This is a genomic window from Streptomyces sp. RLA012, assembly GCF_056270325.1.
Map to the genome: position 1 here is coordinate 9826765 of NZ_JBWDPA010000002.1, position 19899 is coordinate 9846663.

Sequence of the window (19899 nt, forward strand, 5' to 3'; positions counted from 1 at the left end):
TGGTGAACCGAGAGCCCAGGCTGCGGCGGACGCGATGGATCTACTGCCGCCACAAGGACCCTGCTCGGTCCTCGACCTCAGCCGTCCCCTTGTGGCCTCGTTCATGGCCTCTCATGGCCTCATTGCTTCATCCGGACTGCGCCGGGGGCAGGAGGTCCTTGCGTACGACACCCTCCTGGACGACGCAGACGATATTGGCGGGATCGCCGAGAACGTCGATGTCCGTGAGCGGGTCACCGTCGCACATGACGAGGTCGGCGATCCTGCCGACGGTCAGCGTGCCCAGCCGGTCGGCCAGGCCCAGGAGTTCGGCGGAGGTGCGGGTGCCTGCGACGATGGCGGCCATGGGGTCCATGCCCAGGTCCACCAGGTGGCTCAGCTCCGTCAGGTTCTGGCCATGAGGGCAGACGGCGGCGTCGGTGCCGAGCGCGATCCGGGCGCCCTGCTCGATGGCACGGGCGATGTTCTCCTTGGTGATGCCGGACCAGCGGGCCTTCTTCTGGTAGTGGTGCTCCGGCATCGTGTCCTTGTTGATGCCCGCGTACACCGTCGACAGGGTCGGTACGACGAAGACGCCGCGCTCGCCCGCCATCTCCAGCGCCCGGTCGTCCAGGCCGTAGCCGTGCTCGATGCTGGTGACACCGCCACGGATCGCGTTGAGGATGCCGGCGTTGCCCTGGGCATGGGCGGCGACCGGCTTGCCGCCGTGGCGTCGGCACTCGTCCACGACGGCGCGGATCTCCTCCTCCAACAGGCCCTCGTCGTCTGGCTGGTCATAGGGGCTGGCCATGCCGCCGGTGGCGCAGATCTTGATCACGTCGGCGCCCGCGCGCAGCATGTTGCGGACGGCGAGGCGGGACTCGTCCACGGTGTCGGCGAGCTCGGCCATCTCGCCGCCGCTGAGGTCGGTGCCGTCGGGCAGACGGAAGTCGGCATGGCCGCCGGTGTGGCTGATGATCCGTACGGCCGTGTGCAGCCGTGGACCCACGATCCGGCCGCTCTCGACGGCGATGCGGTAGCCGGTGGACAGACCGCCCAGGTCACGGGCGGTGGTGATGCCCGCATCCAGGGTCTGCCGCAGCCGTGTCGCGGTGTCGTAGGTGACCAGGACCGGGTCGAGTTCACCGCGGCGGCCGGGCGGTGAGCCCTGCGCGTAGGCGAGGTGGGTGTGGCAGTCGAAGAAACCGGGGAGCACGGTCCGGCCACCGGCGTCGATGATCCGGACCCTGGAGGCGTCGGCGGGCACCGGCGGGGCCGTACCGGCCGGGCCGACGTAGGTGAGTCTTCCCTCCGTGTCCGAGATGACGACGGCGTCGTCCACCGGGAGCGCACCGGTACCGTCCACGAGGCGGGCGTTCTCGACTCGCAGCGCGGTCCTGAAGGTCTCTTGCGTCATGGCATTCGTCATGGGCGGCCGAGTCACTCCTCGGTATCGGGAACAGACGAATGGAGTATCGAACGCGCAAGGAAACCCCACGTCACGGTGCAGCTTCCCGCCATGATTCCGCTGAGGCGCGCAGAAATACGCCACCCAAGGAGACGCAGGATTTCGCCGCGGCAGATCTCGACGAGCTCGACCGTGGTGTCGTGCACGCGCGGCAGATCCATCGCCGGGCGCCGTGCGCTCCGGCATCCGCGGGGAACACACCCCTCAGCCCGGGTCCGCTGGGCGATCCGCCGCCTTTGGATGGGTGCCAAGTGCGAGCCCATACTCCAACGACGCGGCACTTCAAGCGGTACCGCAGGCGCAGGCGCATCGCATATGCAGATACGCATCGCGCACGCACAGACGCATCGCATAGGCGGACGTCGGCGGTGATGAGGAGCACTGATGCAATCCACCTACATCCGCTCGGCCGGCGGCCATATGCGCTGGATCGACATCCCGGGCGAAGGACCGGCGCAGGTGTACATCCATGGTCTGGGGTGCGCCGGCTCCGCCGATTTCGCCGAGATCGCCACTCATCCCGACCTCCGCGGCAGACGAGCGATCATTCTCGACCTCTTCGGTCATGGATTCAGCGACCGCCCGCAGACCTTCTCGGCCACGCTGGAGGCCCATGCCGAGACCGTCGCCGCTCTCCTTGACCACTGTGGGGTCCAGGACGCGATGCTCGTCGGGCACTCGATGGGAGGGAGCATCGCGATCGTCCTGGCCGCGGCGCGCCCGGAGTTGAGTTCCCGGGTCGTCGTGGCCGAGCCCAACCTGCGTGCGGGCGGCGGGCTGTACAGCAGCGCCATCGCCGCCTACGGCGAGGAGGACTTCGTCGGCCATGGATTCCGTACCGTGCTGGCAGGACTGGAACCCCACTACGCGGCACGGGTGAGAGCGGCCGATCCCGCGGTCCTGCACCGGAGCGCCGTGAGCCTGGTACGCGGAACCACTCCCGGGACGGCGGAGCTGTTCTTCGGCCTTTCGCAGTCGCGAGTCCTGATTCTCGGCGCCAACAGCCGCCCGTACCAGGACGAGTGTGATGTCCGGCAGGCCGGCATCCCGGTCATCGAGGTCCCCGACGCGGGCCACCACATGATGCGCGACAACCCCGCGGGCTTTGTGTCGGCCCTGGTGAAGGCGGTGTGATACCCGCCCGCACACCGATGTGCGGTCACGGCCGGGCGCGGTCGGATTCGTACCCGGCGAGCCGGGAGGCGGTGATGGCGCGCGAGGCCGCAGTCAGGGCTGTGAGCGGCCTGCGGACCACGGCGGGCAGATGTCCATGGCGATGGCCCGGTGGACTGGACGGCCCCGACCCGCGGCAGCACCTCAAGGTACTCGGTCAGGACCGGGGCGTCTGATGGAGCGTCAGCGCGGGCTCGCCCGTACCGCCTCGGCATGGTGCGAAGAGATGTGGTGCCAGGCGGTCTCAGGCCGCGTATGCGGTGGCGAGGCCTTCGCCCGGCTTGTGGCATGCGATCAGGTGGCCCGGGGTCTGTTCGGTGAGTACGGGCCGTTCGGCGCGGCAGTGGTCGTCGGCCATCCAGCAGCGGGAGGAGAAGGGACATCCGGCCGGGATGTCCGGCGGGGAGGGCAGTTCGCCCTTGAGTACGATCCGCCTGCCCGGACCGGTGTCCTGCCCACCGCCGGACGGCGAGCCGGCCTCTGCCTCTCCGTTCCAGGGCACGGAGCCCGGTTCCAGTACGGAGGAGAGCAGCGCCATGGAGTAGGGGTGCTGCGGTGCCGCGAACAGTTGCCGCGACGGGGCGATCTCGACGATCGACCCGAGGTACATCACGGCGACCCGTTCGCTGAGGTGGCGGACCACACCGAGGTTGTGCGAGATGAACAAGTAGGCGATGCGGTCGCGCTGCTGGATCTCCTGGAGGAGGTTGAGGATCTGCGCCTGGATGGAGACGTTGAGCGCCGACGTCGGCTCGTCGAGGACGATCACGGACGGCTGCGGCGCCAGGGCGCGGGCGAGTGCCAGCCGCTGGCGCTGACCGCCGGAGAACTCGTGCGGGTAGCGGGTGGCGGCCGCGGCGTCGATGCCGACCTCCTCCAGTACCCGTGACAACCGGGCACGCCGGTCGGCGCGCGGTACCCCTCGCGCGCGCAGCGGTTCCTCGATGCTGGCACCGACCGGCAGCCGCGGGTTCAGTGAGCCGTTGGGATCCTGGAACACCATCTGCACCGCACGGCGGAAGGCCCTCAGATCCTCACCGCTCGGCTTGTGCGTCATGTCCTTGCCCTCGAAGCGCACGGCGCCCAGGGTGGGCCGGTACAACCGGGTCGCGATCCGGCCCAGCGTGCTCTTGCCGCACCCGGACTCGCCGACCAGACCGACCGTCTCGCCGCGGTTCAGGGCGAGCGAGACCCCGTCCACGGCCCGGACACCCGAACGGCCTGTCCGGCGGCCGAACTCGTGCCCGATGCCGGAGAGTTCGAGCAGCGGCGCACCGTTGCCCGCCGCTCCCGTGTCCGTCGTACCTGTGCCCGCCGAGCCCATGTCCGCCGCATCTGACGGCTCCGTCACTTCACCTGCCACCGGGTCGTACCGCGTTTCACTCATCGTTCCCGCCCATCGTCTTTGCCACCGCCGTGGCACCGTTCCCTCCGGCCGTACCCGGATCGTCATCAAGGTCGCGCCAGCAGCGCGACACCCACCCGTTGCCGACGGGCCGCAGGGGCTGGGGAGCGGCACAGGCGTCGGTGACGCTCGGGCAGCGTGGCGCGAAGCGGCAACCGGGCAGCCGACGGGCGTCGTCCGTGAGCTGGCCCCGGATCGAGGTCAGCGGGGTACCGCCGTCGTCCCTCATGCGCGGCACCGCCGCGAGCAGCGCACGCGTATAGGGATGCCGGGGCGCGTTCAGGACCTGGTCGACGGTGCCCGACTCCACCACCTGTCCGGCGTACATCACCTGCACCTGACTGCACATGGCGGTGATGACACCGAGGTCGTGCGAGATGAGCAGCATCCCCATGCCGAGCTCCTTCTGGAGCGAGCGCAGCAGTTGCAGGATCTCGGCCTGCACGGTGACGTCCAGCGCGGTCGTCGGCTCGTCGGCCAGCAGCAGCTGCGGGTTCCCCGCCATCGCGATGGCGATGACGACGCGCTGGCGCATGCCGCCGGACAGTTCGTGCGGGAACTGCCGTGCCCGGTGTTCCGGCGAGGGGATCTCGACGAGGCGCAGCAGTTCCACAGCCCGCTCCCGGGCCTCCTGGCGGCCGGCCCTGCCGTGGATCCGCAGTACCTCGGCGACCTGCGCACCGACCCGCATGCACGGGTTGAGAGAGGTCATCGGCTCCTGGAAGACCATCGCCACCCGGTCGCCGCGCAGGCTCTCCAGTTCGGCGGAGCCGCTGCCCAGCAGATCCGTGCCGCAGGCCACCAGCCGGTCGGCCCGCACGGAAGCCGCGGAGCCCAGCAGTCCCATGGCCGCGAGGGCGACGCTGGACTTTCCGCAGCCGCTCTCGCCGATCAGGCCGACCACTTCGCCACGTTCGACGCGCAGGTCCACGCCGGAGACGACGTCCGAGCCGCCGAATCCGATGTGCAGTCCCGAGACATCGAGGACCGGACCGGTGCCGCCGGTTGCGGCACCGGTCCTGGCGGGGGCCGGCGAGTCGGCCCTCACGGCGCCAGCCAGGCGTTCTTGAGACTGAGGCGGGTCGCCGTGGCATCCGGCTGGTAGCCGTGCAGCTTGTCGCTCCACGCCTCGCCTCGTACCGCCTTGGAGTAGGGGACGAACAGATAGCCCTGGTCGGCGATGTACTGGGCGAGCTGGTGGTACATGGCGACCCGCTTGGCCTCGTCCTCCTCGCTCTTCGCGGCGGCCATCAGGTCCCACAGGTGCTGGTCCTTGACCTTGGTCGCGGGACTGCCCTTGGCGAACCACAGGTCGAGGTACTGACTCGGGTCGGCATTGAGCACGCTCGTCATCATCGCCATGCCGTTGTAGTCGCCGGACAGCACATGCTGTACGACGCTCGTGAACGGCACGAGCTTGAGCTTGAGGTCGATGCCGACCTTGGCCAACTGTGCCTTCATCAGCTCCATGGCGGAGATGTCGGGACCGTAGGCCGGGTCGCTGGGGGCGAGCAGTTCGATGCTGACCTTGGTCTGGCCCGCGGCCTTGAGCAGATCCTTGGCCTTGGCCTGGTTCTGCTGGTACATCGGCTCGGTGGACGGGGGAGTGGTGCCGTACGGGTCCTGCGGCGGGATGGCGTAGCCGAATGTGGCGGAACCGCTGCCCAGCGTCTTGATCAGCGAGTTGCGATCGACGGCGAGGTTGAACGCCTGCCGCACCCGCTTGTCGGCGAGCGGTCCGTCGAGGGTGTTCATGTTGAGCCAGATGCTGGAGACGAGGGGCCCGTTCGCCTCGGAGATGCCGCTCGTGCTCTTGACGTCGTCGACCATCCGCAGGTCGCGGAAGGACAGCAGCTGCACCGAGTTCGAGCGCAGGGCGGCCACACGGGAGGTCTCGTCGGGTATGAGCCGGTAGGTCACCGAGGAGAGGTACGGCTTCGGCTTCTCCCAGTACGCGTGGTAACCGGAGAGCTGGATGGAGACGCCCTTCGTCCACTTCTTCAGGGCGAAGGGCCCGGTGCCGTTCTCCGACTGCTTGATCTGGTTCTCGGTGTGGGACGTCACCCACTTCTTGCTCATGATGGCGCCGCTCCACGGGCGGGCCAGGAAGTTGTACAGCGACGGCTGCGGGGCGCTGAGCTTCACCTCCACGGTGCTGCCGTCCACGGCGGTCACCGTCTTGATCTTGTACTGCTGGGTGTACGGCGATTTGATGGCGGGATCCATCAGCCGCTTCAGACTGAAGACGACATCGTCGGTGGTGAGCTTGCTGCCGTCGTGGAAGGTCACCCCGTCGCGGAGCGTGAAACGGTAGGTGGTGGGGTTCACCCGCTGATAGCTCTTGGCCAGGCCGGGCTGTACGGCGCCCTTGTTGTCCAGGCTCAACAGACCCTCGTAGAACTGCGAGATGATCTGCTGGTCGAAGTACGCCTGGGCCACCTGCGGGTCGAAGCCGACGGTCGGTTCCCCGTCGAGGCCCACGGTGAGGGACCCACCGCTGACCGGCTTGCCGCCGGAGCCTGAGTCCTTGCCGACTGTGGCCGCGCCGCCGCATCCCGCCAGCAGGGCGCCGACCAGCGCGCTCGCGCCGAGCGCCAGCGTGGTTCTGCGTGTGTACGCATGGTTCATCATCATGACCGCCTGTCCCTCAAGAACATGTGAGTGAAGAGAAGTGGCAATGGCGTCTGATCAGGTTGTGCGGCGCTTGATCAGGTTGTACGGCGCTTGCCGCGCGGGTTGAGCCTCTCCTGCAGACCGTCGGAGATCAGGCCGAAGGCCGCTGTGGCGACAGCCAGCGTGATACCGGGGACGATCACGAGCAGCGGGTCTTCCTTCATATAGCGCTGCCCTTCGTAGATCATTCGGCCCCAGCTCGGTGTCGGCGGCTGGATACCGAGGCCCAGATAACTCAAGGACGCCTCGACCAGGACGCAGGTGGCCGCCGTGTTCGCGTACTGGACGAGCGCGGAGGACAGCACGTTCGGCAGCACATGGCGGCCGATGATCACAGGAGTGCGTACGCCGGCGATCCGGGCCGCCGAGACGAAGTCGCGCTCGCGCACGGTGAGCGCCGGAGCGCGCACGATCCGGGCGAAGTAGGGCACGAAGATCAGCCCCATGCCCGCGATGAGGACCCACATGCCCGGGCTGAAGACCGACACCAGCACGAGTGCGAGCAGCACCGAGGGGATGGACATCGCGGTGTCCATCGCCGCCATCAGGACCGCGTCCAGGCGCCGGGCGTTGTAGCCCGCGATCAGACCGATCGGCACCCCGATCAGCGCGGCGAGCGTGGTCGCCCCGAAGGCCACCAGAAGTGACTGCCGGGCCGCGACGAAGGTCCTGGTGAACAGGTCGCGGCCGAGGTTGTCGGTGCCCAGCCAGTGGCTCGTCGACGGACCCGTGAGCAGCGACTCACTGACATCCTCGGCCGAGTAGCGGCCGAAGGCGCCGACGATCAGGGCCATCAGCACGAGTGCGCCGAGAACGCAGACACCCGTGGTCAGCGTCGGGTTCCAGCCGGGGCGCAGCTTCCGTCGCCGAGCCGTGTCCGTGTCCGTGTCCGTGTTCGTGTCCGTGGCTGCGGTGGTGGTGGGGGTAGGGGCGGGGGCGGGGGGCGCCGGGCCCTATGGATTCAGCCGTCACGGCGTGCTCCTGTGGTCCGGATACGGGGGTCGATGAGGGGGTAGACCAGGTCGGTCAGCAGATTGATCACCACGTAGGAGGCGCCCAGGGCGAGGATCGCGCCCTGGATCACCGTGAAGTCGTGCTGGGTGATGGAGTTGACGATCAGTGAGCCGAGCCCGGGCAGGGCGAAGACCTGCTCGACGATGACGGTGCCCCCGACCAGCACACCGAGTTGGAGTCCGCCGGCGGTGACCACCGGCACCAGTGAGTTGCGCAGCGCGTGCCGGAGCATCAGCCGCCGTCGTCCCGCGCCCTTCGCCGCCGCGGTCCGCATGAAGTCCTGGCCCTCGACATCGAGGATGGCGGCGCGCATGTAGCGGCAGATCGTCGCGCCGAAGGGGATGCCCAGCGCCACCGCGGGGAGCAGCAGCACCTGGAGGTTGAGGAGCGGATTCTCGGTGAAGGGAACGAAGGAGAACAGCGGCCAGGCCGGTGCCAGCGTGCTCACCAGGAGGACCATGACCGTGCCGACCACGAAGGGCGGGACGGCGAGCCCCAGGAACGCCGCGCTGTTGACCACCCGGTCGTTGAGACGCCCTTGGTGCATGGCCGACCAGATGCCCGCCGGAATGCCCCATACGACCGCGATCACCGCGGCGTAGACGGCGAGTTCCAGGCTCACCGGGAGGCGGTCGGCGACCTGCGCGGCCACGCTCTGCCCGTCCAGCAGCGATGAGCCGAAGTCACCTCGGACGGCGTGCCCGATCCAGCTGAGGTACTGCGACCACACGGGTTCGTCGAGCCCCAGTTGCCGGGTGATCTGGGCGCGCAGCTCAGGCGTCGAGTTCTCGCCGGCGATCAGGGCCGCCGGATCGCCGGGGATCAGATGTGACAGGGCGAACACGATGGCGCTGAGGCAGAGGACCACGGTGAGCGAGCGAGCCAGCCGGATCGACAGATAACGCAACACTGGATCTCTCCCTATTCCGCGGCGGCCGGTGCCGACGCTCGGGTCGTCAGGTGCGCCGGTCCGGAGGGACGGCGCCGCGCGGCCAGGTCCCCGGGGACGGATGTGGCCGCGCCCGGGTCCACCGCCCGCCCCTCTCGGAACACCGCGCGCAGCCGCCGCCGGTCACTGAGCAGGCTCAGATCGGCAAGCGGATCTCCGTCCACGAGCAGCAGGTCCGCCCACATCCCCGGAGCGACCGTCCCGGTCCTGGCGCCGAGCCCGAGGGCCTCGGCGGCCGCCGAGGTCGCGGCGACCAGGACCTGCGCCGGGGTCATGCCGATCTGCTCGTGCAGCAACTCCAGTTCCCGTGCGTGGGCTCCGAAGCGCAGGGTGTTGGAGGAGTCGCTGCCGGAGATCATCCGCACTCCGGCCCGATGAGCCCGGCGTACGGAGGTGAGGCGGCGTTCGCGAAGCCGCTCCGCCTTGTCCAACTGCTCGGCGGACAGGCCACGTCGGCGACCGTGCTCCACCATGAACTCGCTGATCGACAGGGTCGGACACAGGAAGGTGCCCTGTTCGAGCATCAGCTCGATGAGCCGGTCGTCGAGGTCGGAGCCGTGCTCCAGTGTGTCCACCCCGGCGATGAGCGCGGCCATGATTCCGGCCCGGGTGTGTGCGTGTGCCGCCACCCGCAGGTCCAGGGCGTGTGCCTCGTCGACGATCGCGTCGATCTCGGCGTCCGTGTAGTTGCGCCACTCGGTCTTGTCGCCGACCGAGAGTGTGCCGCCGCTCGTACAGATCTTGATCAGGTCCACACCCATCCGGGCGTACTGTCTGACCCGCTTGCGGCACTCGTCGACACCGTCGGCCGGAGGCCACATCCGTTTCTCGTCGAGAGCCGCGGGGCAGAACATGTCGCCGTGCCCCGCGGTCATGCCCACGAAGCCCGAGGCGACGACCCGCGCTCCGTCGAGGACATGCTCGTCGATCACATGCTTGACGGCCACCTCGGGCAGTGAACCGGCGGTGTCACGGACCGTGGTGAACCCGGACCGCAGCGCCTCACGGGCGTTGGCGGCGGCGTGCAGGGTCTGCTCCTCCGTCGAGGTCAGCATGTTCCACAGATGAACATCGCGCGGCTGGGAGCCCGCGTTGGAACGCAGATGCACATGGCAGTCGATGAGGCCGGGCAGCAGCGTCATCCCTTGCAGGTCGTAGACCTGGTCGCGAGGGGTCGTCACCACCGTGTCCGCGGGGCCGACCTCAGCGATCACAGCGCCGTCGATCACCACCGTCGTATTCGTCCGTGCGGCACCCCCCGTGCCGTCCAGCAACGTCACTCCGGACAGGACCGTTCGCTCCGCCGTCATCCCGAACTCCTCTGTGGGCCGGCGGATTCCGGGAAGCACGGTGCGGGCGCCCACCGCGTCGACCGTCCGGACCGAGGAGCCGCCGTCCGCCGCAGCGGGGCCCTCACAGGTGTTCGCTCCCTCGGCGTCGGCGGTGACGACGGCATCCGCGACGGGAGCCGCCGCTGTACCGTCGATCAGGGGCGCGTTCTCCACACGCAGCGCGGCGCGGGTGGTTCCAGGTGCGGCGGGATTCGTCATGGGATCGCAGTCACTCCTCTCCGTGGAACTGGCTGGGAAGAGTGTGGGCGGGGGAGTGTTTGCCCGTGTTGCGGTGCAGCTTTCGCTTTGAATTCCCACGAAGTGCGCAGGAATACGCCGCCCATGGAGACGCAGATTTCCGCCACGTCGGGGCTGTGGGAACCGGACAGCAGCCTTGTGAACGCGCTGCGGATCCGTCCGTCAGCGGGGCCTGTGGACGTTGCTGGACAAGCGATTCGAGGCGAACCCGGTACCGGCGCGATGCGCAGGGCGCCTTGGCGGGAGCGGGGTGCCGCACGTGCGGGGCGACCAGATGCGGGGCTCCGCGGCCTCGGCGATGTCACATCGCCCCGCCCCACCTTGTCTATCTGGTGTCGAACAACAAACAGAGGGAATCATGCGTGAGATTGTGATTGTCGGCGGCGGCTACGCGGGTTTCTACACGGCATGGGGCCTTGAGAAGACGCTGACCAAGGGCGAAGCACGGGTCACGGTTGTCGACTCGCGTCCTTACATGACCTACCAGCCCTTCCTGCCGGAGGTGACGGCCGGATCGGTCGAGGCACGTCACGCCGCCGTGTCGATGCGGCGGCACCTGCGCAGCACCCGGCTGATCGCGGGGAGTGTGACCGAGATCAGCAACGCAGACCGGAGGGTCACCGTCCGGCCTGCGAACGGAGCCGAATACGACCTGAGTTACGACATCCTCGTGGTCACCGCCGGTGCCGTGACCCGCACCTTCCCCATACCCGGCCTGGACCGGCAGGCGATCGGCCTCAAGCACGTGGAGGAGGCGGTGGCCATTCGGGACCGGCTGATGACGGCGTTCGACCAGGCGGCGTCACTGCCTCCCGGTGCCGAGCGGCGAAAACTGCTCACCGTCACGTTCGTGGGCGGCGGGTTCTCCGGCGTCGAGGGCTTCGGTGAGCTGCTGTCGCTGGCGACCGCGATGCTCAAGTCCTACCCGGAACTGAGCTTCGACGACCTGTCCTTCCACCTGGTGGAGGCGCGGGGCCGCATCCTGCCCGAGGTGGGGGACAAGCCCGGCGCCTGGGTGGTGCGCTCCTTGGAACGCCGTGGCGCGCGCGTCCACCTGAACACGCAGCTCGTCTCCGCCGAGGACGGGCACGTCGTGCTCTCCAGCGGAGAGGAGTTCGATTCGGCGCTGATCGTCTGGACCGCGGGCAACGCCTCGAACCCGGTGGTGCACAACCACACGGATCTGCCGGTCGACGAGCGGGGCCTGCTCGTGGTCCGCGCCGATCTTCGCGTGGGCACCGACAACGAGCCCGTACCGGATGTGTGGGCGGCCGGAGACGATGCGGCCATCCCCGACCTGGCGTCCCCCATACCGGGGGCGCATACGGTGCCCAACGCCCAGCACGCCGTACGGCAGGGCAAGCGCCTTGCGAAGAACATCGCGGCCGGCCTGCACGGGGGCCGGGTCCGAAACTACCGCCACAGCAGTCTGGGAGTCGTGGCGACGCTGGGGCTGGGGCGGGGCATCTTCCAGTACAAGAGCCTTGTCATCAAGGGACTTCCCGCCTGGCTGATGCACCGGGGCTATCACGTTCTGGCCGTGCCCACCTGGGAGCGCAAGGTCCGCGTTCTCACCGTCTGGCTCACCGCCGCCCTGTTCGGCCGGGATCTCGTCTCCCTGGCCTCCGTCCAGCACCCACGGGACGCGTTCGTCACGAGCGGCGGTCCGCGGCGGTCCGGCGAGAGCCGGGCGAGCGACCACACGGCCGCTTGAGCACGACGGAGAGGCTCAGCGGCTGACGGGCAGCACGCAGACATGTGTCGGCGCATGCGCTCGCAGCCACCCGACCCGATGGCGAGCGGGCGGCAGGGCAGGGGAACAGTGGGATGAACGAAGACCATGTGGTCCACGGCGAAGAGACCGCCCGACGACGACACGGCCGCCACGGACGGTCGGACGTTCTCGCCGGTGAGGACGTCCGACCGTCCGTGGCAACGGGAGTGGACCCCCGTGGGACCGTCGGAGACTCCCGGTGAGCCGGGCCATGTCGTTGATCAAACGATGGAGCACACTCGATCGGCTCCATCGCCAGATCGAGACCCGTGTCGAGCGGCAGCTTCACCAGCACCTGGGCCTGCAGGTCCGCGAGTTCTATGCCCTCAGCGCCCTCCAGGAAGAGGCCTCCGCTCCCACGCGGCTGCTTTACCTCGGCGACCTGGCCGACGAGATCGGACTGAGCCAATCCGCCACCAGCCGTCTTGTGGCCCGCTTGCGTGAGCGCGGCCTTGTCGCGACGCGTACCTCGACGCACGATCGCCGAAGCGTCGAGGTACGGCTCACTCCGGAGGCACACGAGGTACTGCGTCTTGGGACACCCCTCCTCGACCGGGCAGTTCACGAAGCACTGCGAACTGTCAGCGCGGAAGACACAGACCGCAGCCTCCTCCTCCACTACCTCCGGGGAGCCGACGCCAGTGGCCCAGTAACTGGAGGGCAGCCCCTTCCGGAACGTACTCCCTGACACCGGAAGCTGCCGACGACGGCGCCGGCCGCGAGAGCGCGTGTCACAGACGGGCGAGCTTTCCGGTCTGTCGATGTGAGGGCCGCACGACCGAAACGGTGCGGTGGACGGTGTCCTCGCAGCTTCCCTGACCGGGGTTGCCTCCGCATCAGGCGAAGGGTTTGTCTATGAAGGTCGTCGCGGTCGTCGCGGTCGGCGCGGTCGGCGCCGGCGGTCCCCTGGGCCGCGACACCGCCGACAGGGCCAGGGACCACGGGCACGAGGCCGTCATGGAGACGCTGTGCCGGTCCACGCTGAACCCTTCTGGAGTACACCTTGGACGCGAGTGAGGAGGCCGCGCGCGGCTTGACCGACATCGAAGAGTTCCTCTTCTGGGAGGCGCATCTGGAAGCAGCGCATCGGCGCGTGGCAGATTTCACCGAAAGAGCGCCGGGGCTGACCCAGGAGCAGAAAGCGGACGTCGAGCGGTGGTATCTCGAAGAGCAGAGATACGTCGCCCACATGGTGACCGAGCACATCGCCGACAGGATCAGCGTGGTGGAAGAGCAACACCACAACCGCTTCGGGCGATGGCTCCGAGGAACGCTGACCGCGATGGTCCTGATCACCGTGGCGATGATCGGGGTGTGCGTCGCTGTGATCCTGGGAACGTCGGGCTGAACCACCAGCGCCGCCCACTGCCTGTCTGTTGTGAAACTCGCCATCACACTGTTCCGGGAGACGCGGGCGAGGCAATCACTCGGACCTGCGCAGACCACTTCTTCCGCTCCCACCTGAAGTAATTCGCCCCATACAGTGCAGAAATGCTGTGCGGCTGGGGCGGCTACCGTCATCAACAACCGTCATCAATACCGTCATCAACACTGTCTTCCCCAGCGGGGCAGCAAACCTTTGATAGGCTGATCACAGTGTTCCGGGCGCCACAGATCCCCCGATGAGTGGCGCCCGGGACACTGTGCCCCACAGGACCACTCGGGCAGACCGCAGGGCCGGTGACGGCGCCGCGCACAGGACGACCGGTCGCAGAGCGGGACCCTAGGACACAGCGAAGCCGAACACCTCGGCGTAGAACCGCAGTTCCTCCTCCAGGCATGACATCAACGTCGACTGCCGGCGGAAGCCGTGTCCCTCGTCCTTGAAGGTGCGGTACTCATACCGTCCCGAGTGCGAGGACAGCGTACGGACGAAGGCTTCTGCCTGAGTAGGCGGGCAGACCATGTCCTGCGTTCCCTGAAAGAGGAGCAGCGGCACACCGATGCGGTCAGCGTGATGGATCGGAGACCGGGCACGGTAGAGGTCCGCGCGGTGCTTCGGGCCGATGAGCGTGTTCAGATAGTGCGACTCGAAGTCGTGCGTCTCTCCTGCGGCGAGCGACAGAAGATCCAGCACGGGATAGAAGAGGGTGGCACACGCGTAGAGATCGCACGCCGCGACCGAGAGCGCCGCGGTGAACCCGCCGGCGCTCCCGCCGCGGATCGCCACTCGTCCGGCGGCCGCAGTGCCCTCGTCGATCAGGGTCTGCGCGACGACTGCGCAGTCCTCGACGTCCACCACGCCCCACTGCCCACGCAGCTGTTCACGATAGGCGCGGCCGTATCCGGGTGTCCCCCCGTAGTTGACTTCCACCACCGCGATGCCCCGGGAGGTGAAGTACGCGATCTCCGGATTGAGAGCAAGGGGAGCTCTGAGACCTGGACCGCCGTGCGCCCAGATCACCAGCGGAGGCACCTCGTTCGGCGGGCCCGTGAAACCGGGGTTGTGCGGGGGATGCACCTGAGCATGGACCGCACGGCCTCCGGGGCCTGCGAAGACACGAGGCACGGAGACCGGCAGGTATGCGGTGCCCACCGTGGACCTGGGCTCAGGACCCATGGCCCGGACTGTCCGCGAAGCCGCGTTCACCTCCACAACCTCATAGGGGGAGTGGCGTCCGGCGGCCACGCCGACGATCCGGTCCCCGGCGGCATCGAGGTGGGGCAGCCATTCGTCGGCCGGCCCCGGTACATCGAGGAGTTCCCCGCGATCGGGGTCCAGGACGGCGAGCCGCTGGCCTCCCACTCCGTGCAGGACGGCGAGGCGGCCGCCGGACAGCGGCCAGAACCACCGGAGTCCCAAGCGCTGAAGGCCGGCGAACTCCTCACTCGCCCGGTAGAGCGACCGTCTGTCACCGGTGTCCGGGTCCACCGCGTACAGGTTCCACCATCCGGTGCCCTCACAGGCCGCGACCAGCGTGCCGTTCGGGGACCATTCCGCCTGGGCCACCGGATCGCCGGGCCCGCCCGTCAGCGTCCGAGCCTGCCGCAGGAAGCCGTCGTCGGTCACCTCGGCGATACGCAGTTCAGCCGCGTCCCAGGGCATGTGGGGGTGATCCCAGGCAAGCCATGCCGCGCGCCGTCCGTCGGGAGAGAACCGCGCCTGGGAGACGAAGCGATGCGCTGCGGGCGACAGCTCCCGGACGGCCGAGCGGTCCACGGCCGCCGATCCGTTCAGGGGCACCGCGGCGTGGACTCGCCGGACGTCACCGGTGCCCTCCCCGGTGAACTCCTCCAGCACGCAACGGACTTCACCCCGTTGGAGATCCAGTACCGGCTCGGCCCAGCGAAGGCCTCCGCCTACCGGCGACACCGGGGTCAGCGGACAGGGGGCGCTGGGCAGACCCTGCTCGACGCGGAAGGCGTACAGCCGCTGGTCCCCGCAGTGGACAAAGACAACAAGCGTTCCCGTCCCGCTCTCCGCGGCGGCCCAGGGGCGGCCGCCGTACTCGATGACCCGGCTGCGTACGTCCCAGGGCGCAGGCAGCAGCGACTCCGTCACACCGTCCGCGCGTCGGCGAACGAGCGTCGTGCGGCCGTCTTCCTCGGGACGCGGCTCCACCCACCACACCTCGTCGCCGACCAGCCCGACGTACGACGGTGCCGCGATCTGCCCGGCGGCCAGACCAGCCGTGGCTGTACGGCCGCTGATGGGTGAGTGCCACGAGCCGAAGGGAGCCACCGTCCTCACAGGGCAGCCACCTGGCGAGACACCCCGGTACACCGGGCCATGATGTTCATGAGACTCCAGCTCGATCATGTCTGCCGGGTTGCGGCGCATGCCATGGACAGATACGGCTCCTTCTCGGGCGCCGCACATCATGTACGTCCCGCACACGTCACACCCGGGCGCGAGACCGCTTGCCGTCCGTACCCTTGTGCCGGCCAGGGGTACGCCTAGGAACGCTTGGCGCGGTAGAGACCTCGGCCGGTTCGCTGGACACGTGACGTACCGACGAGACGGTCGAGTGTGCTGCGGACCCCGTTGATGCTCCCGCTGTCGGAGTCACGACCGAGAGCCGCTGCGACATCACGGGCCCGTACGTCGGCGTCGCCGACCTCGGCGAAGTACTCCATGATCTGCTCGGTGAGCTGGCCGTACTGCTTCTGCCTGTCCGAGTCGGTGCCGGCGGCAGCAGGACGTTCGGAGCTCTTGCCGCGCTCCGGCTTCCGAGCCCGCGGCGCGGACTTCGAGGTGACGTCCGCAGGCTCGGAGGAGGCATGGTCCGTTCGGGATTCGACGGACGTCGCAGCCCGGTCCCGTTCCGGGGCCGCAGCATCGGCCGCGCCCGTCGAGGCAGCGGCGGTTGGGGTGAGCATCAGGGTCTCAAGGGCACTGAGGGCCCGCTGCACCGAGCCGAGGTGTGCCACGACCGCTGCCAGTTCTCTTTCCAGCGCCTGCTTCTGGACCTGCAGGCGAGCGAGGTCCTCTTGAAGGCTCTCAGTGGTGATCTCAATGTTATGCGCCGTGCGGGTTACAGAGACCATGTGTTCCTCTCATCCTCAACCCTTTGTGCCGCGCCTCGGCTCACCTGCGGTACCGCTCGGTCTGGACGCGGGAATGGGTACCCCTCCGACATCATATGCAGTGACCCACCCGTGATGTGGACGCACCGGACGGGCCCCACGGATTCGGCAGGAGACCGACCTCACTGCTGACGGGGCACGAAACAGAGCAGATCACATGGGGCCGGAAGGCTGCCCCAGAGGTGGCAGGAAGGGCCGAGCCACCGGGGAAGCAGAGGCTGGTCCGACACATACTGAACGGTTTCTCACCAATTATTGCCACTGTTCGCGGCAAACGCAATGGATATGAAAACACTTGCTGTCAGCAATCCGACCGTTGTCTGCCCGCCGGTCCGCCCGCTCACGGCCAGCAGGGCATGGAACGTTTTGCCCACTCCGGGAACGCGTCGTCGGTGAGACTGCCGGCATCCTTTCGGCCGGGTGATCCGCAGTGATCCTCGCTGTGATCGTCGTCGTCCTAGTCCTCGGCTTCGGCTTCGGCGGAGGCGGAGGGTGTGCGTTGCAGCAGGTACAGCGCCTCGGATACTGCCTCGATGCGTGAGTCGACCGTGTCAATCGCCTCTTGGAGCATGCGGAGCCGGGCCTCCAGCAGGACGGCCTCGGTTGCCAGAGACACACTCGCGGCGGCAGGGTCGGAACGCTTGTCAGGATCTGGGCGTGGCATCATGCGTCTTTCTGCGGCTCAAGCCGGGAGTCGTACGAAACCGGAGCGAGTGCGGACGGGCACAAGAACACCGTGCGGCGGGGCCGCTCCCCGCCGGGGAAAGCGTGAGCGGTTGTTGTGCGGATGCATCGGTGTTCTCTGGATCCCGCGGTCATACGTGCTCCCTTCCTCGCTGCGAGCGCCTGGGCGAGCGGCACACAAGCCACCACCCACCACTCACCACCCGCATTGACCGAACAACTGCGGGAGGTGTGACAGCCGCGTAGCGGCTGCCGCGCACCGACACGGCCTCGGAGCAGGACTACTCGAAGTCACAGCCCGGTTGAGGGCGTCGCGGGAGAAGGGTGCACCGTGCGGTAGGACGTAGAGAACTTCCACTGTTCACGCACGTGATTCATTAATTCACCAGGTCGTCACAGCAAAGTGTGAGACAGTGTTTCCCCGCCCGACACGCCCGCGCGAGCAGTATCAAGCGTGGACGGACGCTCTCTTGTCCGGCGTTTCCTTTTTTCTTCCTCCCCGAAGGCGCAGCGACTCACCCATCTCTGTCCTGGCACAGACGCCGCCCGGGAGCCTCTTCCACCGCGAGGGAAAGGTGTTTCGCATGGCCGAGCTGTTCTACGACGCTGACGCCGACCTGTCCATCATCCAGGGCCGCAAGGTCGCGGTCATCGGCTACGGCAGCCAGGGCCACGCCCACGCGCTGTCGCTGCGCGACTCGGGTGTCGATGTCCGCGTCGGTCTGCACGAGGGCTCCAGGTCCAGGGCGAAGGCCGAGGAGCAGGGCCTGCGTGTGGTGACGCCGGCGGAGGCCACCGCGGAGGCCGACGTCATCATGATCCTGGTGCCGGACCCGATCCAGGCGCAGGTCTACGAGGAGTCCGTCAAGGACAACCTGAAGGACGGCGACGCGCTGTTCTTCGGCCATGGTCTGAACAACCGCTTCGGTTTCATCAAGCCGCCGGGGGGTGTCGATGTCGCGATGGTGGCGCCGAAGGGTCCGGGGCACCTGGTGCGCCGCCAGTACGAGGAGGGGCGCGGCGTTCCGTGTATCGCGGCTGTGGAGCAGGACGCCACGGGCAGCGCGTTCCCGCTGGCCCTTTCCTATGCCAAGGGCATCGGCGGCACCCGTGCGGGCGTCATCAAGACGACCTTCACGGAGGAGACCGAGACCGACCTGTTCGGTGAGCAGGCGGTGCTGTGCGGTGGTACCGCGGCGCTGGTGAAGGCGGGCTTCGAGACGCTGACCGAGGCCGGCTACCAGCCGGGGAGATCGCGTACTTCGAGTGCCTCCACGAGCTGAAGCTCATCGTCGACCTCATGTACGAGGGCGGTCTGGAGAAGATGCGCTGGTCGGTCTCCGAGACCGCCGAGTGGGGCGACTACGTCACCGGCCCGCGGATCATCACCGACGCCACCAAGGCCGAGATGAAGAAGATCCTCGCCGAGATCCAGGACGGCACGTTCGCCAGGAACTGGATGGAGGAGTACCACTCCGGTCTGAAGAAGTACAACGAGTACAAGACCGCCGACTCGGAGAACCTGTTGGAGACCACCGGCAAGCAGCTGCGCAAGCTCATGTCGTGGGTCGACGAGGAGGCATAGCCCTCATGACCAACAGCCCTTTTGACATAGTTCCCGCTGCGGGCGGCGCTCCCTTCGCGCAACTGCTGCTGAGCAGTCATCTGGCCCTCACCGGTCGCCCCTTGTGCCCACCACGCTGGGCATCGCCGCAAGAAGCCGCGCACTGGCTCTACACCGAGGCGCCCTTTGGGCTGCTGGCCCACGACCCGGGCCCCGACCCGAAGTTCCTTTACGCCAACCGGACGGCTCAGCGGTGCTTCGGCTACCCGTGGGAGGAGTTCGTCGGCATGCCGTCCCGCTTGTCCGCATCCCCTCACCGCCAGGAAGACCGAGACACCTTCGTACGGTCCGTGCGTGAACACGGCTTCGCCGACGGCTACAACGGGCTGCGCAGGAGCAGGAGCGGCGAGGAATTCTGGATCAAAGACGTGACGATGTGGGACCTCGTCGATCTCGCGGGAGACAGACTGGGGCAGGCCGCGGTCTTCCGTGACTGGTCCCCGCCCGCGCGGTCGAGGTGACGGACGCGAGGTGAACGCCCGCCCGCCGCGGGCTCCGGCTGCAGGCGTGGCCCGCACACCCCACCACGCCGGAGCAGCACGATGCCGCCGCCCGCGCCGTCCGCCGGGCCTGCCTGGCCCAGGACACCGGCCTGCTGACATCACTGCTGTGCCCGGACACCACGGCATACTTCGACAGCGGCGGCAAGGTAAGAGCACCGACCAGACCCGTACACGGCAGCCGGCACCACATCGCCGCAGCCTGTTGTGCCAGGGCGAGTTCGTCCGTGTGCATCGCCAGGTTGCGCCCCGCCAGGTCCGCGGATGCCCGGCCGAGTAGCGCTCGGCCCGCCCCGCACTGGCCGCGATCGCCCGAGGCCGTGATCGGCGGGATCGGCCAGGCACCCCTTGTCACCGTACGGTCGGCCGATGCCGTTCCGCTCCTGGCAGGCTGAGCACATTCGTCTGAACGGGCGCCGGTCGGAATGTGGAACACCTTCTGAACAGGGCTGATTCGCATGGCGCTTACCGTGACATAAATTCGTTTCAGTGTGAATGTTGTGCGGGTTGGATATGTGACAGTTCGCGTCATGTACAGTC

At 68.2% G+C, this 19899-nt stretch carries 16 protein-coding genes and 1 pseudogene; 7 read left to right on the forward strand and 10 right to left on the reverse strand.

Annotation, left to right across the window (positions count from 1 at the left end; all coding sequences use genetic code 11):
- Window positions 1-127 precede the first annotated feature (127 nt).
- Window positions 128-1408 (reverse strand): metal-dependent hydrolase family protein, encoded by a 1281-nt coding sequence (locus RV986_RS44750; protein ID WP_475922839.1) that lies wholly within the window; start codon window positions 1406-1408, stop codon window positions 128-130.
- 423 nt (window positions 1409-1831) lie between these two features.
- On the opposite strand from RV986_RS44750, the gene RV986_RS44755 reads away from it, so the two are divergent.
- Window positions 1832-2581 (forward strand): alpha/beta fold hydrolase, encoded by a 750-nt coding sequence (locus RV986_RS44755; RefSeq protein WP_475922840.1) that lies wholly within the window; start codon window positions 1832-1834, stop codon window positions 2579-2581.
- A gap of 283 nt (window positions 2582-2864) precedes the next feature.
- Here RV986_RS44755 and RV986_RS44760 read toward each other — a convergent pair whose 3' ends face one another.
- The 6 genes from RV986_RS44760 to RV986_RS44785 all read right to left on the reverse strand — a co-directional run bounded on the left by RV986_RS44760 (window position 2865) and on the right by RV986_RS44785 (window position 10211).
- Window positions 2865-4007 (reverse strand): ABC transporter ATP-binding protein, encoded by a 1143-nt coding sequence (locus tag RV986_RS44760; protein ID WP_475922841.1) that lies wholly within the window; start codon window positions 4005-4007, stop codon window positions 2865-2867.
- Window positions 4000-5073: an ABC transporter ATP-binding protein gene (locus RV986_RS44765; protein WP_475922842.1), complete on the reverse strand. Its 1074-nt coding sequence runs from the start codon at window positions 5071-5073 to the stop codon at window positions 4000-4002. Before RV986_RS44765 ends, RV986_RS44760 begins: the two co-directional genes overlap by 8 nt.
- Window positions 5070-6659, reverse strand: a complete 1590-nt coding sequence (locus RV986_RS44770; RefSeq protein ID WP_475922843.1) for an ABC transporter substrate-binding protein — start codon at window positions 6657-6659, stop codon at window positions 5070-5072. Before RV986_RS44770 ends, RV986_RS44765 begins: the two co-directional genes overlap by 4 nt.
- A 74-nt stretch (window positions 6660-6733) precedes the next feature.
- On the reverse strand, window positions 6734-7492 hold the full coding sequence (locus RV986_RS44775; protein WP_475922844.1) for an ABC transporter permease: 759 nt from the start codon (window positions 7490-7492) through the stop codon (window positions 6734-6736).
- Window positions 7493-7659: 167 nt separating this feature from the next.
- The gene (locus tag RV986_RS44780) at window positions 7660-8622 is read right to left on the reverse strand and encodes an ABC transporter permease (RefSeq protein ID WP_475922845.1); all 963 of its coding nucleotides are present in this window, start codon (window positions 8620-8622) and stop codon (window positions 7660-7662) included.
- A gap of 11 nt (window positions 8623-8633) precedes the next feature.
- Window positions 8634-10211: a metal-dependent hydrolase family protein gene (locus RV986_RS44785; protein WP_475922846.1), complete on the reverse strand. Its 1578-nt coding sequence runs from the start codon at window positions 10209-10211 to the stop codon at window positions 8634-8636.
- Window positions 10212-10608: 397 nt separating this feature from the next.
- Here RV986_RS44785 and RV986_RS44790 point away from each other — a divergent pair, with 397 nt between their 5' ends.
- The 4 genes from RV986_RS44790 to RV986_RS44805 all read left to right on the forward strand — a co-directional run bounded on the left by RV986_RS44790 (window position 10609) and on the right by RV986_RS44805 (window position 13372).
- Window positions 10609-11964, forward strand: a complete 1356-nt coding sequence (locus RV986_RS44790) for an NAD(P)/FAD-dependent oxidoreductase (protein ID WP_475922847.1) — start codon at window positions 10609-10611, stop codon at window positions 11962-11964.
- Between the two features lie 271 nt (window positions 11965-12235).
- Window positions 12236-12712 (forward strand): MarR family winged helix-turn-helix transcriptional regulator, encoded by a 477-nt coding sequence (locus RV986_RS44795; RefSeq protein WP_475922848.1) that lies wholly within the window; start codon window positions 12236-12238, stop codon window positions 12710-12712.
- A 167-nt stretch (window positions 12713-12879) separates the two neighbouring features.
- Window positions 12880-13041, forward strand: a complete 162-nt coding sequence (locus RV986_RS44800) for a hypothetical protein (protein WP_475922849.1) — start codon at window positions 12880-12882, stop codon at window positions 13039-13041.
- A 16-nt stretch (window positions 13042-13057) separates the two neighbouring features.
- Window positions 13058-13372, forward strand: coding sequence for a hypothetical protein (locus tag RV986_RS44805; RefSeq protein ID WP_475922850.1), 315 nt, complete (start codon window positions 13058-13060; stop codon window positions 13370-13372).
- A 375-nt stretch (window positions 13373-13747) separates the two neighbouring features.
- Here the strand turns inward: RV986_RS44805 and RV986_RS44810 are convergent, their stop codons facing one another.
- The 3 genes from RV986_RS44810 to RV986_RS44820 all read right to left on the reverse strand — a co-directional run bounded on the left by RV986_RS44810 (window position 13748) and on the right by RV986_RS44820 (window position 17167).
- On the reverse strand, window positions 13748-15715 hold the full coding sequence (locus RV986_RS44810; protein WP_475922851.1) for a dipeptidyl-peptidase 5: 1968 nt from the start codon (window positions 15713-15715) through the stop codon (window positions 13748-13750).
- Window positions 15716-15921: 206 nt separating this feature from the next.
- Complete coding sequence (locus tag RV986_RS44815; protein WP_475922852.1) at window positions 15922-16512, reverse strand: hypothetical protein; 591 nt, start codon at window positions 16510-16512, stop codon at window positions 15922-15924.
- Between the two features lie 496 nt (window positions 16513-17008).
- Entirely contained in the window at window positions 17009-17167 is a 159-nt protein-coding gene (locus RV986_RS44820) for a hypothetical protein (RefSeq protein WP_475922853.1), read from the reverse strand.
- Window positions 17168-17819: 652 nt separating this feature from the next.
- On the opposite strand from RV986_RS44820, the pseudogene ilvC reads away from it, so the two are divergent.
- Both ilvC and RV986_RS44830 read left to right on the forward strand, forming a co-directional pair.
- Window positions 17820-18820 (forward strand): annotated as a pseudogene (gene ilvC, locus RV986_RS44825) (ketol-acid reductoisomerase).
- A gap of 5 nt (window positions 18821-18825) precedes the next feature.
- A complete protein-coding gene (locus tag RV986_RS44830; RefSeq protein WP_475922854.1) occupies window positions 18826-19320 on the forward strand; it encodes an MEKHLA domain-containing protein in 495 nt (164 codons plus the stop codon).
- Window positions 19321-19899 lie beyond the last annotated feature (579 nt).